The sequence below is a fragment of the Microbacterium sp. nov. GSS16 genome (assembly GCF_028198145.1).
In the GTDB taxonomy this organism is placed as follows: Bacteria; Actinomycetota; Actinomycetes; order Actinomycetales; family Microbacteriaceae; genus Microbacterium.
Genome location: NZ_CP116338.1, coordinates 306,791 through 322,278 on the forward strand (window position 1 = coordinate 306,791; position 15,488 = coordinate 322,278).

Below are 15,488 nucleotides of genomic sequence, written 5' to 3' on the forward strand. Positions count from 1 at the left end.
ATCGGCCTCGGGATGGCATCCGGATACATCGCGAGGATGATCCGCAGCCGCGGTCGGTGTACGTCGCGTCAGGCGAGGCCGTGCTCGAAGGCGAAGACGACCAGCTGCACGCGATCACGCAGGCGCAGCTTGGTGAGGATGCGGCTGATGTGCGTCTTCACGGTGGCCTCGCTGAGGAACTCCCGCGCCGCGATCTCGGAGTTCGACAGCCCTCGCGCGGCGAGCGCGAAGATCTCGCGTTCCCGGTCGGTGAGGTCGGCGTACTCCGGCGGCACCGGCTTGGTCTCGGCGGTGAAGTGCGCGAACAGCTCGCGGGTGGCGGATGCCGCGATCACACTCGATCCGGACTCCACCGTGCGGATGGCGGCGAGCAGGAACTCGGGATCGGCGTCCTTGAGCAGGAAGCCACTCGCCCCTCTCTGGATCGCCCGCGCCGCGGCCTCGTCGAGATCGAACGTGGTGAGCATGACGACCCGCGGCGGGTCGGGCTGGGCGAGCAGTTCCGCTGTCGCCGTCAGGCCGTCCATCACGGGCATCCGGATGTCCATCAGCACGACGTCGGGACGCGTGCGCTCGATGACCTCGAGCGCCTCCCGGCCGTCGCCGGCTTCGCCGACCACGTCCATGTCGGGCTGCGACGAGACGAGCATCCGCACGCCCGCCCGGAACAGCACCTGATCGTCGACGAGCACGACCCTGATCATCCTGACCTCCTGGTCGTCTTCGGCCGCTCAGTTCGCCGAGGGGCCGATCGGAAGCGTAGCGCGCACGGTGAACCGGGCCGGTTCATGTTGCACGGTGAGCGCACCGCCGACCAGCTGGGCACGCTCACGCATGCCGATGAGCCCGTGGCCGCCGCTGTGCGCGGGCGGCACTCCGGGCCTTTGCTGTTTCGCCGGGGGGATGCCGTTGCGCACGGCGATGTCGACTCGATCCGCCCACCACGAAAGCCGCACATCGACATCGTCCCCGCCGTGACGGATCGCGTTGGTGAGGGCCTCCTGCAGGATGCGGTAGACGGCGAGCTGGATCGCCCCCGGCGGCTCGGCGGGCGGCATCGGGTCGACGGTGACCCGCGGCTGGATGCCGGCTTGACGCACCTGGGCGAACAGGGCCTCGAGGTCGGCGAGGGCGGGCTGCGGTCCGTCGCCCTGACGGTGGCGCAGCTGAGTCAGCAGCATCCGCACGTCCGACAGCGCTGATCGTGCGGTCTGCGCGATCGTGGCGAGCGCCTCCTGGGCGAGCTCGGGCTTCTGGGCCGCGGCGTAGCGCGCGCCATCGGACTGCGCGATCACGACGGCGAGGGAGTGCGCGACGATGTCGTGCATGTCGCGGGCGATGCGCACCCGCTCCTGCTCTTCGGCGGCCGCCGCCTCGGCGCGCTGCTGCGCCTCGCGGTTCGCCCTGCTCTGCCGCACCAGCCGCCACAGCAGTCCCGCACCCCAGGCCAGAGCCAGCGAGAGCACGATGGTCAGGCCCATGGTCACGCTCAGCAGAACGAGTCGCAGCTCGATCGGCGAGGTGGCCGTGAGCGTTCCGAAGTCGTACTGCAGAAGGCCGATGTAGAGCCCGCCTACCACCCCGCCGCCGACGGCCGAGGCGCCGCCGAGCCAGAGCACGCGCTTCGAGCCCCACGCCGACGTCGCGAACAGCACCCCGAAGATCGCGACGTCGATCGGTGCCGGGGGCAGCCCGGCGGACATCTGCAGGAGCGCGCCCGCCCAGGCCACGATCAGCGCAATCGCCGGGGAGAGGCGACTGATCGCCACGGCGCCCCAGACCAGCAGCGACGTGACGACGAGCGCCACCGTAGCCCTGCTGTCGGGCAGCCAGAAGCTCATCTGCCCGGCGCTGAAAGCCAGCGAGAGCGGCAGCGTGATCAGCAGGCCGACGAGCGCCCCGAGGATGTCGAGAGCGAGCCAGGTCATCGGGATGCGGCGGATCACCCTTTCACGCTACGAGAGCGCGTGGCGAGGCGCGTCCGCCTGCAGATGTATCCCGGGTCGTCGCCTGCCGGGGCCCGATCGGCTGCCTCACCTTCGATCATCCGAGGCATGCCGAGTGGGCCCGAACGGCCCCCTCCCCGGCATCCGAAGCAGCCATTCGGTCCCGGCGGGCGCGCCGGCGGCCGGTGCGTGGCGCCGCGGCGTCGAGAGATCAGGCGCGGCAGACGATCTCGCCGTGCGGCACGAGGTACCAGCCGTCGTCATCGGATGCCCACCGGTGCCAGGCATCGCTGATCTGCTGCAGCTGCGCACGGGTGGCGAGCCCCTCGCGCTCGAGCTGGATCGCGAGCGCGGACTGCAGGATGCGGTCGGCCCACATCCCACCCCACCAGCTGCGTTCCTCGGGCGTCGCGTAGCACCAGGTCGACGCGGTGGCGGTGATGTCGCTGAACCCCGCAGCTCGCGCCCATGACAGCAGGCGGCGCCCCGCATCCGGCTCGCCGCCGTTGAGCCGCGCCGCCGCCCGATACAGCCGCAGCCACTCATCGAGCTCGGGCAGCAGGGGGAACCAGATGAACCCCGCGTAGTCTGCATCGCGCGCAGCGACGGTTCCGCCCGGCTTCACGACGCGGCGCATCTCACGCAGCGCCTGCACCGGGTCGCCGACGTGCTGCAGCACCTGGTGGGCGTGCACGATGTCGAAGGTGTCGTCGGCGAAGCTCAGCGCGTGCACGTCCTCCACCGAGAAGTCGATGTTCGTCACGCCTCGTTCGGCGGCGAGCCTTTGCGAGAGGGCAAGAGCGTCGTCGGAGATCTCGGTGGCTGTGACCCGGGCGACCCGACCGGCGAAGTCGACGGTGATCGTCCCCGGTCCTGCGCCGACATCGAGCAGGTGCGCATCAGGGGCGAGGTGCGCTTCGAGGTACGCGGCGGAATTCGCGACCGTGCGAGTGTTGTGCGAGCGCAGCACCGAGTCGTGGTGCCCGTGAGTGTAGACGGCCATGCTCGCCAGTATGTCGCAGCGGGATTCACCGCTCGCGCCGTGCGTCGGGCTCAGTCGCGAGCCATCCTGCGCAGCGCCTCGCGATCGGGTTTGCCGGATGCCAGAGTGGGCAGCTCGGGAGAGACCTCGAGCTGGGCGGGACGCGCGTGCGGGCCGATCTCGGCCGAGACGAGAGCGCGGGCCTGCTCGAACATCTCCTCGACATCGCCGACGCCGGCGGCGAGGAAGATGACGGATGCCTCTCCCCAGCGCTCATCGGGCATGCCGACGACGACCGCCTGCTCCAAGCCCGGGACGCCGCGCACGATCCGCTCGACGCGGTCGAGCGACACGTTGATCCCGCCCGACACGATCACGTTGTCGATGCGGCCGGTGATGGAAAGACGTCCGTCGTCGCCGATCGTGCCGGCGTCTCCGGTGCGGTACCAGCGGGCGCCGTCGGGTGCGGTGACGAACACCTGCTCCGAGCGCTCGGCGTCGCCGAGATATCCGTCGGCGAGCATCAGCCCGCCGATGCGGATCTCGCCATCGACCTCGACGAGGCGGACTCCGTCGAGCGGGATGCCGTCGTACACGCATCCGCCCGCGGTCTCGCTGGAGCCGTAGGTGCGCACGATCCGCGCGCCCGCGGCCGCGGCGCGCATGCGCTGCTGCTCGGGCAGCGCCTGACCGCCGACGAGGATCGCCCGGTACGACGCGAGCGCGTCGCGCACCTCCGGTCGTGATTCGGCCGCGTCGAGCAGCGTGGCCAGCTGTGCGGGTACGAACGAGGTGAAGCGGTGCACGTCGTCGCGCATCCGCTCCGTCGCGTCGACGAACGAGTTGACGGTGAACCGCCCGGCGAGCAGCACCGGCTCGTAGCCGGCGAGCAGCGAGCGCGCCAGCACCTGCACACCGGCGATGTATGCGGCGGGCAGGGCGAGCATCCACTGGCCGGACCCGAGGCGTGGGACGGTCGCCTCAGCACTCGCGCGCAGGGCAGCGGCGCTGAGCACGACGCGTTTGGGGATGCCGCTGGACCCGGACGTCGCGATGACCACCGCCGTGCCTGCGGGCACGACATCCTCCGCCGACGGCTCGAAGCCGAGGGCCAGAGGGCTCGATCCGTCAAGCGCTGCGGGAAGAGCATCCCGCACCGCGGCCGCATCCGCGCCGTCGATCTCCCGCAGACTCGTCACGGCCACGAGCTCAGAAGTGGTAAGGGAAAGGCGACCAGTCCGGGTCGCGCTTCTCGAGGAACGAATCGCGGCCCTCGACGGCCTCGTCGGTGCCGTAGGCCAGGCGGGTCGCCTCGCCGGCGAACACCTGCTGGCCGACCAGTCCGTCGTCCACAGCATTGAAGGCGAACTTCAGCATCCGGATCGCGGTGGGCGACTTCGTCAGCACCGTGCGCGCCATCTTCAGCGCCTCGCGCTCGAGCTCGGCGTGCGGCACGACGCGGTTGACCGCACCCATCTCGTAGGCGCGCTGGGCCGAGTACTCCTCGGCGAGGAAGAACACCTCGCGGGCGATCTTCTGCCCGGTCTGGCGCGCCATGTACGCCGAGCCGTAGCCGGCGTCGAAGCTGCCCACGTCGGCATCCGTCTGCTTGAACCGACCGTGCTCGGCACTCGCGATCGTCAGGTCGCACACCACGTGCAGCGAGTGCCCGCCGCCGGCCGCCCAGCCCGGGACGACGGCGATCACGACCTTGGGCAGGAACCGGATCAGCCGCTGCACCTCGAGGATGTGCAGCCGGCCGGCGCGCGCGGTGTCGTGCACCGTCGCCTCGTCGTCGGAGTACTTGTAGCCGTCGCGACCGCGGATGCGCTGGTCGCCGCCCGAGCAGAACGCCCAGCCGCCGTCCTTCGGACTCGGGCCGTTGCCGGTGAGCAGCACGGCGCCGATGCGGGGGTCCTGCCGAGCGATGTCGAGGGCACGGTAGAGCTCGTCGACCGTATGCGGGCGGAACGCGTTGCGCACCTCGGGCCGGTCGAACGCGATGCGGGCGACGCCCCCGTCGCGCGACACGTGCGCGGTGATGTCGGTGTAGTCCTCGGCTCCGGGGGCGAGCTGCCACTCGGACGGATCGAAGATGTCGGAGACGAAGTCGGCGGTCACGGCACTCAGCCTAATCAACCGCCGGACAGGTGCGACCGGGTCGCATGGCCAGCTCGCGTACGATCGTGGCGTGCGCCTGACAACTCACCTCCGCCGTTCCGTGCTCGCTCTCACCGCCGCTGCGGCGCTCGCCCTGGCGGGCTGCGCGTCGAATCCGGATGCCGCGGATCCGGGCTCATCGGATCCCGCGCCGTCGTCGTCCGCGACGCAGGCTCCCGGAACCTGCTCCTACCCGCAGGACGGCCGCCCCGCGTCGAAGGCTGTCGACGCACCCGCTGGCGAGCCCACCGAGACAGGCGAGGTGCCCGTCACGATCACGACGGGCGTGGGCGAGCTGAAGACCACGCTCGACGCCTCGAAAACGCCGTGCACAGTGAACAGCTTCCTCTCGCTCGCCGAGCAGGGCTACTTCGACGGCACCACCTGCCATCGACTCACCACCGACGGCATCTTCGTGCTGCAGTGCGGCGACCCGAGCGCGAAGGGAACGGGCGGTCCCGGCTACTCGTTCGCCGACGAACTCGACGGCTCCGAGACCTACGAGGCCGGCACGCTCGCGATGGCCAACGCCGGCCCCGACACCAACGGGTCGCAGTTCTTCATCGTCTACGCCGACAGCCAGCTGCCGCCGAGCTACACGGTTTTCGGCCACCTCGACGAGACGTCCACCGCGATCGTCGCGGATGTCGCATCCGCCGGCACCGAGAACGGCGGCCCCGACGGGGCTCCGAAGACCCCGGTCATGATCGAGAGCGTCACCAAGGGCTGACGCCGCGCACCCCGGCGCCGTCTTCTGCGCCGAGACGTCTCTTCGCATCGAGACCCCCACCTCGGAACGTCCGCAGGTGGGGGTCTCGGCGTTGTCTGGGGGTCTCAGCGCTCGGCGGTGGGTGCCGGCCGTCGGTGCCGGCCGTCGGTGCCCGCCGGCGGGAGCTCGCCGGTCAGCGCTCGCCGCCGGGAGGGCAGCCGCGGATCAGCGGGCCAGACGGGCGCGGGCGGCCTTGCGCCAGCCGTCGATCATGTCGCCGACGGCGATGCCCACGATGCCGATGCCGGTGAGCACGGCCAGGACGGTCACGGCGTCATCCCCCGCCCCGTTGCTCAGGAACACATCGTCGACGAAGCGCGGGTTGTACAGCATCCCGTTCATCAGCGCGGTCAGGGCGAGCACCATGACGACTGCCGCCAGGGCGGCATTGATCCACGCGAACGTCATCGTCCAGTGCCCGCGAGCGAAGACCGCGACCGAGAGCACGGCCTCGGCGACGAGCAGCGCCAGCAGCGCGCCGATGCCCCACGGCCACAACCCCGGGTTCAGGATCGACAGCGGCTCATCAACGGAGGCCGTCCAGCCGCGCAGCTGATCCCATACGAGCACCCCGGCGAACAGCGCGAGCATGATCAGCGAGGCGATCAGATCGGCGTGCCCGGCGCCGCTCTGCGCATCTTCGGGCAGCTGATCGACGCTCCACCTGACGCCGGTGTCGGCCCCCGTCCGCTCGAGGATGAAGAAGACCAGCGTCGTCCAGAACGAGACGTGCACGATCACCGACAGAGCGACGACGATGGCCTCGCCGATGATCTCGCCGATGCCGGCGCCGGCGAGGGCCTGCGCGATCGCGACCCCGCCGAATGCGCAGGCCGGCACGATGGCGAGCAGGATCTTCAGCAGCCGCCACCAGGTCAGGTAGTACTTCGGCCCGATCAGATGCAGCGGCCGATCGGCGTATCCCGCGGCCAGCGCCGCGGGATCGCCCAGTTCGGTGAGCACGGCGTGCTCGGCATGCTCGAAGGTCTCGCCGTTCTCGGTGCGGGCGTCGACGGCATCCGCGATCGAGGCGCGCAGCTCGTCGCCGACCTCCTTCTGCAGTCCGGCTGGGAGGCTTCGCACGGTGGCGGCGATGTACCGGTCGGTCAGTGTGGCGGTCATGTCAGTTCTCCTCGTCGCGGAGCGCGGCGGTCGCGGCGGCGATTGCCGCGACCTCCTGAGTCAGTGCGGTCGCGAGGCGGACGCCCGCCTCGGAGGTGCGGTAGAACTTGCGGGGCCTCGCCTCGTCTGTGTTCCACTCGCTGTCGAGATAGCCCTGCTTCTCGAGTCGGCGCAGCAGCGGGTAGAGCGTGTTGGCATCGGTGGGGAAGCCGGCGGACGCCAGCTGCTCCAGCAGGCCGTACCCGTAACCCGGGGTGCGCAGCAGCTGCAGGCTGGCGAGCACGATGGTGCCTCGCCGCAGCTCCTGCAGGTGGACGTCGAACTCGCTGTCGCTCATGTGAGTCACTATATTGTGTGACGCACACCATTGTCAACGACACATTGATGGTCTCGACGCCGCCGTAGTCTGGGGCGATGAGCCCACCGGTGCAGATCCGCCGCGTCGATCCGTTCGACACCGTCGAGCACAACCAGTGGTGGCAGGCTTATGCCGAGGCCAAGCGCGCCGACATGGGCGAGAACGCGCTGATCTGGACGCTCGAAGAGAGTCGCGCCGAGATGCAGCAGCGCTCCGAGAACACCGAGCGTCGCACCTACGTCGCCGTGCTCGACGGCGCGGTCGTGGGCGGCGGATCGCTCGCCCTCAGTTTGAAAGACAACCTGCGCTCCGCCGCCGTCGGCGTGACCGTGCCGCTCGCCCATCGCCGACGGGGTGTCGGCTCCGCCCTGCTCGCGCACATCGAGGCCGAGGCGGCTACCGCCGATCGCACGATCCTGCGCGCCGAGACGGCGTGGCCGGCATCCGCGCCCGACGACGGCGCCGGGCAGCCGGGGATCGAATTCGCGCGACGGCACGGATACACGCTCGCCCTCAGCGACCTGCAGAACCGCCTCGAGCTGCCGGTCGATGACGCGATCATCGACGAGCTGCTCGCCGAGGCACCCGCCGAGGGGTACGCGATCCGCAGCTGGGTAGGTCCAGTGCCCGACGAGATCGTCGCCGAGTGGGCGGCTCTCGACGCCGTTCTCGACACCGAGGCGCCGACCGGCGAGCTCGACATCGAGGCCGCGTCAGCCGACGTCGCCGACTACCGCGCCGACGAGCAGATGCAGGCCCTGCAGGGCCGCACATCGTTCGGAACGGTGGCTCTGACGTCCGACGGCCGGGTCGCCGCGTACACGCAGCTCGTCGTCTCCGGTGACGACGGCAACGCGTACCAGTGGGGAACTCTCGTGCGCCGCGAGGACCGCGGCCACCGCCTCGGCCTGCGCGTGAAGCTCGAGAACCTGCGAATGCTGCAGCGTCACTCCCCCGAGACGCCGCGCATCTACACCTACAACGCCGCGTCGAATGCGCACATGCTCGCGGTCAACACCCGCCTCGGCTTCCGGCCCACCGGGCGCCTCGGCGAGCTGCAGAAGAAGGCCGATCGACCTCGCGCGCCGAGGCCGGGTGCGCGGGCATGATGGACGCATGACGCCGCCCCTCGCCGACCTGCTCGCGACCGCCCGCGTGGTCGCCCTGCCGATGAACACGCGCTTCCGCGGCGTCGACGTGCGCGAGGCGCTGCTGTTCGAGGGGCCGCAGGGCTGGGCGGAGTTCTCGCCGTTCGTCGAGTACGCCGACGCCGAGGCCGCCACCTGGCTCGCTGCGGCGATCGACTTCGCCTGGCACGAGCAACCCGCCGCGCTGCGCGAGCGCATCCCCGTCAACGCCACCGTTCCGGCCGTCGACGCGGCGCGAGTGCCGGAGGTTCTCGCGCGATTCGACGGATGCCGCACCGCCAAGGTCAAGGTGGCCGAGCGCGGCGAGGTGCTGGCCGACGACATCGCCCGTGTGCGCGCCGTTCGCGCGCAGATGGGGCCGGAAGGGCGGATCCGCGTCGACGCGAACGCGGGCTGGAACGTCGACGAGGCCGAGCACGCCATCCACGCTCTCGCCGAGTTCGATCTGGAATACGCCGAGCAGCCCTGCGCATCGGTCGACGAGCTCGCGGAGCTGCGCCGTCGGGTGAAGCACATGAGCATCCCGATCGCCGCCGACGAGAGCATCCGCAAGGCCGATGATCCGCTGGCGGTCGCCCGCGCCGGCGCCGCGGACCTCGTCGTCATCAAAGCGCAGCCGCTCGGCGGCATCCGGCGAGCGCTCGACATCGTCGCGCAGGCAGGGCTGCCGGCGGTCGTCTCGAGCGCGCTCGACACCGCGGTGGGGCTGTCGCAGGGGGCGGCGCTCGCGGCGTCCCTCCCCTCTCTCGAGTTCGACTGCGGGCTAGGCACCGCCTCGCTCTTCACCGACGACGTCGCCGATGCCCGCCCGGTGGGCGGGTCGGTGTCGGCGGCGCGGGTGATTCCGGATGCCGGTGCGCTGTCGCGCCTGGAGGCGCCGGCCGAGCGGCGCGACTGGTGGCTGGCGCGTCTCGAGCGCTGCCACGCGCTGCTGGACGCCCGACGCTGAGGCCATCGACCAGGACCGGCGGCAGAGCAAGCGACCGGAGCAGGCGAATAGGGCCGGCGCGCGGGGCCGGCGTCTAAAGCCGGATCAGCTCGACCATTCGGCCGAGAGCCTCGCTGCCCGTGCGGCGCAGTCGGTCGGAGTCGTCGCCGTTCATGGCGGCGCGCACGCTCATGCCCTCCCACACGATCATCAGCAGCCGGGCAGCCTCCTCTGCGTCGATGCGCAGGGCGATCTGCCCCGAGTCGACGATCTCCTGGATGATCGCGACGATGCTCTGCATCATCTCGTTCTCCTGCGCGAGGTAGGCCGCGCCGAACGACGGGTCTCGCAGTGCGCGGATGCGGATCTCGCTCATCATCATCACGCCGACCCGGTCGTCGGCGCCGGAGTCCATGATCTGCTGCACGAGGTCGGCCGGGTCGCAGTCGTCGATGGCGTTCTGGCCGACGAGAGCCGAGACACGCTCGCGGACGGCCTGCAGGCGCGCTTCGCCGACCGATGCGGCGAGCTCGAGGAACAGGGCGTCCTTCGACTCGAAGTTCGAGTAGAACGCGCCGCGGGTGAATCCGGCCCGCTCGCAGACGGCCTCGACGGTGGCGCCCTCCAGACCCACTTCGGCGAACACCTGCGCAGCCGCCTCGAGCAGGCGCGCGCGAGTGTTCTCACGGCTGCGCGTCGTCGACATCGGCTCCTCCTTCACATCGGGTGCACAGCATCCGGCACCCCGATGCCCTTACGATACATCTACGTATTCAATACATCTGTGTATCGAGATTCCGCGGAGGCCGCGTGTCCACCCTTCTCTCCTCGCTCGGCCGCTGGTCGTTCCGCCACCCCTGGCGCGTGCTCGTCGCCTGGCTGATCGTGCTCGGAGTCGCCGGCGGCGGCGCCCTGGGGCTCGGCGCGGGAACCGACAACACATTCTCCATCCCCGGCACCGAATCTCAGGCCGGACTCGAGCAGCTGCAGCGCACCTTCCCCCAGGTGAGCGGCACGAACGCGCAGTTCATCGTCGTCGCCGCCGACGGCGATGACGTGACCGATTCGGCGTACCGCGACGGCATCGAGAGCACCGTCCGCGATCTCGAGCGCATCGACGGCGTGCTCGCCGTGACCTCGCCCTACGACGAGAACATCTCGGGCATGGTCAACACCGAGAAGACCGCGGCCATCGTGCGCCTGCAGTTCGACGGGCAGTCCACCGACGTGCCCGACAGTGTGAAAGACGACCTGCAGCAGCAGGTCGACGACCTGGCCGCGGCGCTGCCCGACGGGTCGCAGACGGCTCTCGGCGGCGACCTGTTCGCGTCGTCGATCCCCACCGTGACGATCACCGAGGCGATCGGTCTGCTCATCGCGCTGCTCGTGCTGATCGTCACCTTCCGCTCGTTCGTCGTCGCAGGGCTCCCGCTGCTGACGGCCGTGCTCGGCGTCGGCATCTCGATGGCCGGCATCTTCGCGGCGACTGCGTTCGCGACCGTCTCGTCGACCACCCCCTTGCTCGCCCTCATGCTCGGTCTCGCGGTCGGCATCGACTACGCGCTGTTCATCGTCGCGCGCCATCAGGACCAGGTGCGCGACGGCATGGCACCCGAGGAGTCGGCGGCGCGCGCGGTCGGCACGGCCGGCTCCGCCGTCGTGTTCGCCGGCGTCACGGTGCTGATCGCCCTGATCGGGCTCGGCTTCGCGGGCATCCCGTTCCTGACGACGATGGGCATCGCCGCCTCGGTCGCCGTCGCGATCGCCGTCGCGATCTCGGTCACCCTCACCCCTGCGATGCTCGGCTTCCTGAAGGGTCGCGTCGCGGGACGCCCGCGTCGCGCGCGCCAGGCGCGCCAGAAGAAGGATGCCCCGCCCCGGCCCGCCTTCTCTCGCCGTTGGGTCGACGCCATCACGAAGCGCCCCATCGTCGTCGCCACCGCGGTCATCGTCGGCCTCGGCATCGTGGCGATCCCGGCCCTCAGCCTCAATCTCGCCCTTCCCAACGCGGGCGTGCTGCCCAAGGGTTCCGAGGCACGGGTCAGCTACGACCTCACCGCCGAGGAGTTCGGCCCCGGCTTCAACGGCCCGCTGATCCTCACCGGCACGATCGTCACCTCCACCGACCCGCTGACCCTCATGCAGGATCTCGGCGACGAGGTCGAGAAGCTCCCGGGTGTGCGCGAGGTCGCGCTCGCGACGCCGAACGAGATGGCCGACACCGGCATCGTGCAGATCATCCCGAAGACGGCACCAGACGACCCGGCGACCAGCGACCTGGTGCGCGAGCTGCGCTCGCACCACGACGAATGGCTCGACGAGTACGGGATCGATCTGAAGGTCACCGGTTTCACCGCCGTCGCGATCGACATCTCCGACCAGCTCGGCGCGGCGCTGCTGCCGTTCGGCGTGTTCGTGATCGGCCTCTCGCTGATCCTGCTCGCCGTCGTGTTCCGCTCGATCTGGGTGCCGGTCACCGCCGCGATCGGCTACCTGCTCTCGATCGTCGCCGCCTTCGGGGTCGTCGCCGCCGTGTTCGAGTGGGGCTGGTTCGCCGACGCCCTGCACGTGGCGCGAACCGGCCCGATCATCAGCTTCATGCCGATCGTGCTGATGGGCGTGCTGTTCGGTCTGGCGATGGACTACCAGGTGTTCCTCGTCTCGCGGATGCGCGAGGACTTCGTGCACTCCGGCGCCCTTCGACAGGCTCAGGGTCCCAGAGCCGCCGCGATCGAGGCCGTCCGCTCCGGATTCGCCGGCACCGCCCGCGTCGTCACCGCCGCAGCGCTCATCATGTTCGCCGTCTTCGTCGCGTTCGTGCCCGAAGGCGACTCGTCGCTCAAGCCGATCGCCCTGGGGCTCGCCGCGGGCATCGCGATCGATGCCTTCCTCGTGCGCATGACGCTGATCCCTGCCGTGATGGCGATCCTCGGCGACCGCGCGTGGAGCATCCCGCGGTGGATGCAGCGCATCCTCCCGCACGTCGACATCGAGGGCGAGGCGGTCGAGCGCGAGCGCGCGCTGGACGCATGGCCGGGCGACGACAGCATCCTGGCCGCCGACGATCTCGTCGTCGACGGTGCCGGGATCCACGGCGCGCACCTGCGGCTCGCGCCCGGCGCATCGCTGGTCGTCACCGGCGCGTCCCCTCGCGCACTGCGGACGCTGGCTCTCGTGCTGGCGGGGCGGGTGAAACCGGATGCCGGGAAGCTGCGCGTCACGGATCACCTGCTGCCTGGCCGCTCGGCGTGGGTGCGCGCGCACGTCGGCGTGGCCCTGCTCGATGAGCCGGACATCGGCGCCCAGCTCGGCGAAGCGTTGCGCGGGCGGACCGGACTGGTGATCCTCGACGGAGTCGAGCGCATCCCAGCATCCGATCGCGACCAGCTCGTCGCGCGGCTTCGCGACGCAGGCGACCTCGCGGTCGTCTTCACCACGACCGACCCGGATGCCGCGCAGCGCCTGCTCGTGGATGCCGGCCGGGCCCAGGCATCCGTCACCGACCTGCGCGAGAGCGCTGCCCTCCCGACCTCCGACTCGACCGAGGTGAACGCATGACCCTCCCCATCGAACGCGCACGCTCGCGGCGGCCGATCACCTGGCTGACCCTGATCGGTGTACTGCTGCTGCCCGCGATGATCGGCGGGATCCTCGTCGCGGCACTGCACAACCCGACCGACCGCCTCGAGGAGATGACGGCCGCGGTCGTCAACCTCGACAAGCCGGTCACTATCGACGGGCAGTACACCCCGCTCGGCCGCCAGCTCGCAGCTGGCCTCGTGGAGGGCTCGGACGAACTCGATTCGAACCTCACCTGGGTCATCTCGAACGAGGACGACGCCGCCGAGGGCATGGCCGACGGCCGGTACCAGGCGGTCGTGACGATCCCGAAGTCGTTCTCGAAGGACGCGACCTCGGCGGGCGTCGCTTTGCAGGAGGGCGAGGGATCTGCCGAACAGGCGGAGATCAGCGTCACCACCCCGCCCGACGGGCGGGTGGCCGACGGGCTGATCAGCCAGCAGATCGCCTCGGTGGCCGCATCTACCCTCGGAACGATGCTGAGCGAGGCGACGGTCGGCAACGTGCTGATCGGCTTCAAGACCATCGGCGACCAGATCGGCGACGCCGCCGACGGCGCCGATCAGCTCGCCGACGGTGCACGTTCGGCGGCCGACGGTGCGGCGGAGATCCCAGGCGGTGCGACGCAGCTGGCCGACGGGGCGAACAAGCTCGCGGACGGCGCGGGTGAGCTGGCTGGAGGCGCGGGTCAGCTCTCCAGCGGGGCAACGCAGCTTGGAACTGGGCTGGACACCATCGCGGGGAAGGCTCGCGAAGCAGCAAACGGCGCCACGACGCTCGGGCAAGGTCTGACTGCTGGCGCCACGGCACTGACTGACCCGCAGGGGGAGACGCCAAGCCTCGTGTCGAGCGCGGCCGCGGCATCCGATAGGGCCCAGCAGACCGCGGGTATCGTGCGTAGCAGCGCCGGAGAGATTGGCGCTTTGTCAGCGCAATGCATCGCCGCCGGCGCCTCGCGACAGTTCTGTGATGAGCTCGGCGGAGCCGCATCCAACCTTGGCGCAGCTGTGCAACCTGCCTTGGAGAGCCAGGCATACACGGGTGGAGTCGCTCGCGGCGTAGCAGCGGTGCCCGGTCAGCTTCGCGCTGCGGGGGACGTGGCCTCGCAGCTAGGCGCAGGACTGGGACAGTTGGCAGCCGGCGTCGCGCAGTCTGCAGACGGAGCTCGTAGCCTCTCGGCCGGTGCTGACGGCATCAGCACCGGAGCATCGGGCCTCGCCTCCGGCGCCTCGCAGCTGGGAGACGGCATCTCCGCGCTCGGTGACGGTGCGGGTGAGCTCTCGAACGGGCTCGACGAACTGGCATCCGGCACCGGCGATCTCGCCGAGGGTCTGCGCACCGCCTCGACCTCGCTGCCGTCGTTCGACGACGAGCAGTCGACCTCGCTCGCGTCGGTGATCGCCGACCCGGTCACCTCTAACTCCAACTCGAACGACTTCTTCGGGCCCGCGACGATCCCGCTGCTGTCGGCCGTCGTGCTGTGGTTCGGGGCACTGGCGACGTTCATCGCGCTGCGGGCGGTTCCCGGCAGCGCCCTCACTTCACGACGCTCGTCGGCGGGCATGGTGCTGCGCGGCTTCTGGCCCGCCGCGGCGATCGGCGCGGCCCAGGGCCTGGTGCTCGCACTGGTCGTGCAGCTCGTCGTCGAATACGACGCGGCGACATGGTGGGGCTTCGCCGGTTTCGCGATCAGCGCCGGCATCGCGTTCGCGGCGATCAACCAGGCGCTCGTCGCCGTGCTCGGCGGCATCGGCCGATGGATCAGCGCCCTGGTCGGTGTGCTGGCGTTCGCGACCAGCCTGATCTCGACGGTGCCCGACTGGCTCGCCGGTCTCGGAGCCGCGATGCCGACGGCGCCGGCGCTGAGCGGGCTGATCGAGCCGAGTGGAGCGGCCTTCGCCGGGCTGGTCGTGTGGGCCGTGCTGTCTCTGGTGGCCGCGACCGTGGCCGTGGCCACCCGGCGCACGGCCTCTGCCAAGGCGGTGCTGGCCGCGGCATAGCATCGGGTGCTGCGGCCGGCTCATCGGACGCAGGCGAACAGACAAGGGTAGGACGGATCAGGCGATCCGCGTCCTACCCTCGTCTGTTCTCCGACGTGTGCGTGGCGCTGTCGGAGAGCGGGCTCGGCGGAAGAGCGCTCGCGCTGCGAACAGCGCCGCCCGAAAGTAGGCGAACGAGCCGAGGTAGGCGCAACACGAGACAGTCGAGCGCGCCGAGGTAGGCGAACAAGCCGAGGTAGGACGAATCAGCGGAGTGAACTCCGACCTCCGCGAGTTGGCCTACCTCCGCGCGGGCGCGGGCGCCGGACACGAGCCGTGTCGCGAATCAGGCGCGGGCCCCAGGCATCCATCACCACGTCCGGGCCACTCAGCCGAGGTAGGCGAACAAGCCGAGGTAGGACGAACAAGCCCAGGTAGGACGAATCAGCGGAGTGAACTCCGACCTCCGCGTGTTGGCCTTCCTCCGCGCGGGCGCTGAGAGCTAGAGGCTGAAATG

Annotated in this window: 13 protein-coding genes; 5 read left to right on the forward strand and 8 right to left on the reverse strand. The window is 70.5% G+C overall.

The features are described from left to right. Positions 1-68: 68 nt before the first annotated feature. From PGB26_RS01405 to PGB26_RS01425, 5 genes are all read right to left on the reverse strand, one after another. Positions 69-704 (reverse strand): response regulator, encoded by a 636-nt coding sequence (locus PGB26_RS01405; protein ID WP_271638522.1) that lies wholly within the window; start codon positions 702-704, stop codon positions 69-71. Positions 705-731: 27 nt separating this feature from the next. Then, positions 732-1,946: a sensor histidine kinase gene (locus PGB26_RS01410; RefSeq protein WP_271638523.1), complete on the reverse strand. Its 1,215-nt coding sequence runs from the start codon at positions 1,944-1,946 to the stop codon at positions 732-734. Between the two features lie 211 nt (positions 1,947-2,157). Then, on the reverse strand, positions 2,158-2,949 hold the full coding sequence (locus tag PGB26_RS01415) for a class I SAM-dependent methyltransferase (protein WP_271638524.1): 792 nt from the start codon (positions 2,947-2,949) through the stop codon (positions 2,158-2,160). 50 nt (positions 2,950-2,999) lie between these two features. Continuing rightward, positions 3,000-4,127 carry an AMP-binding protein gene (locus tag PGB26_RS01420; protein ID WP_271638525.1) on the reverse strand — a complete coding sequence of 376 codons (1,128 nt, stop codon included), beginning with the start codon at positions 4,125-4,127 and terminating at the stop codon, positions 3,000-3,002. A gap of 10 nt (positions 4,128-4,137) precedes the next feature. Then, positions 4,138-5,049, reverse strand: a complete 912-nt coding sequence (locus tag PGB26_RS01425) for a 1,4-dihydroxy-2-naphthoyl-CoA synthase (RefSeq protein ID WP_271638526.1) — start codon at positions 5,047-5,049, stop codon at positions 4,138-4,140. A gap of 70 nt (positions 5,050-5,119) precedes the next feature. On the opposite strand from PGB26_RS01425, the gene PGB26_RS01430 reads away from it, so the two are divergent. Further along, the gene (locus tag PGB26_RS01430) at positions 5,120-5,818 is read left to right on the forward strand and encodes a peptidylprolyl isomerase (protein WP_271638527.1); all 699 of its coding nucleotides are present in this window, start codon (positions 5,120-5,122) and stop codon (positions 5,816-5,818) included. A gap of 204 nt (positions 5,819-6,022) precedes the next feature. Here the strand turns inward: PGB26_RS01430 and PGB26_RS01435 are convergent, their stop codons facing one another. Together PGB26_RS01435 and PGB26_RS01440 are read right to left on the reverse strand one after the other, a co-directional pair. Then, on the reverse strand, positions 6,023-6,979 hold the full coding sequence (locus PGB26_RS01435) for a hypothetical protein (protein ID WP_271638528.1): 957 nt from the start codon (positions 6,977-6,979) through the stop codon (positions 6,023-6,025). A gap of 1 nt (position 6,980) precedes the next feature. Continuing rightward, positions 6,981-7,316, reverse strand: coding sequence for a PadR family transcriptional regulator (locus PGB26_RS01440; protein WP_271638529.1), 336 nt, complete (start codon positions 7,314-7,316; stop codon positions 6,981-6,983). A 77-nt stretch (positions 7,317-7,393) separates the two neighbouring features. Here PGB26_RS01440 and PGB26_RS01445 point away from each other — a divergent pair, with 77 nt between their 5' ends. Then, positions 7,394-8,446: a GNAT family N-acetyltransferase gene (locus PGB26_RS01445; RefSeq protein WP_271638530.1), complete on the forward strand. Its 1,053-nt coding sequence runs from the start codon at positions 7,394-7,396 to the stop codon at positions 8,444-8,446. A 7-nt stretch (positions 8,447-8,453) separates the two neighbouring features. Then, on the forward strand, positions 8,454-9,434 hold the full coding sequence (locus PGB26_RS01450) for an o-succinylbenzoate synthase (protein ID WP_271638531.1): 981 nt from the start codon (positions 8,454-8,456) through the stop codon (positions 9,432-9,434). A 73-nt stretch (positions 9,435-9,507) separates the two neighbouring features. Here the strand turns inward: PGB26_RS01450 and PGB26_RS01455 are convergent, their stop codons facing one another. Next, complete coding sequence (locus PGB26_RS01455) at positions 9,508-10,119, reverse strand: TetR/AcrR family transcriptional regulator (protein ID WP_271638532.1); 612 nt, start codon at positions 10,117-10,119, stop codon at positions 9,508-9,510. Positions 10,120-10,223: 104 nt separating this feature from the next. Between PGB26_RS01455 and PGB26_RS01460 the strand changes: the two genes are divergently transcribed. Both PGB26_RS01460 and PGB26_RS01465 read left to right on the forward strand, forming a co-directional pair. Continuing rightward, a complete protein-coding gene (locus PGB26_RS01460; RefSeq protein WP_271638533.1) occupies positions 10,224-12,971 on the forward strand; it encodes an MMPL family transporter in 2,748 nt (915 codons plus the stop codon). Further along, the gene (locus PGB26_RS01465) at positions 12,968-14,992 is read left to right on the forward strand and encodes a YhgE/Pip domain-containing protein (RefSeq protein ID WP_271638534.1); all 2,025 of its coding nucleotides are present in this window, start codon (positions 12,968-12,970) and stop codon (positions 14,990-14,992) included. The genes PGB26_RS01460 and PGB26_RS01465 overlap by 4 nt, the downstream gene beginning before the upstream one ends. Positions 14,993-15,488 lie beyond the last annotated feature (496 nt).

Bases quoted from the DNA above. Each gene is read 5' to 3' on its own strand.
- PGB26_RS01450 (WP_271638531.1), top strand. From the start codon at position 8,454: ATGACGCCGCCCCTCGCCGACCTGCTCGCGACCGCCCGCGTGGTCGCC.
- PGB26_RS01445 (WP_271638530.1), top strand. From the start codon at position 7,394: ATGAGCCCACCGGTGCAGATCCGCCGCGTCGATCCGTTCGACACCGTC.
- PGB26_RS01415 (WP_271638524.1), bottom strand. From the start codon at position 2,949: ATGGCCGTCTACACTCACGGGCACCACGACTCGGTGCTGCGCTCGCAC.
- PGB26_RS01435 (WP_271638528.1), bottom strand. From the start codon at position 6,979: ATGACCGCCACACTGACCGACCGGTACATCGCCGCCACCGTGCGAAGC.
- PGB26_RS01440 (WP_271638529.1), bottom strand. From the start codon at position 7,316: ATGAGCGACAGCGAGTTCGACGTCCACCTGCAGGAGCTGCGGCGAGGC.
- PGB26_RS01405 (WP_271638522.1), bottom strand. From the start codon at position 704: ATGATCAGGGTCGTGCTCGTCGACGATCAGGTGCTGTTCCGGGCGGGC.
- PGB26_RS01465 (WP_271638534.1), top strand. From the start codon at position 12,968: ATGACCCTCCCCATCGAACGCGCACGCTCGCGGCGGCCGATCACCTGG.
- PGB26_RS01455 (WP_271638532.1), bottom strand. From the start codon at position 10,119: ATGTCGACGACGCGCAGCCGTGAGAACACTCGCGCGCGCCTGCTCGAG.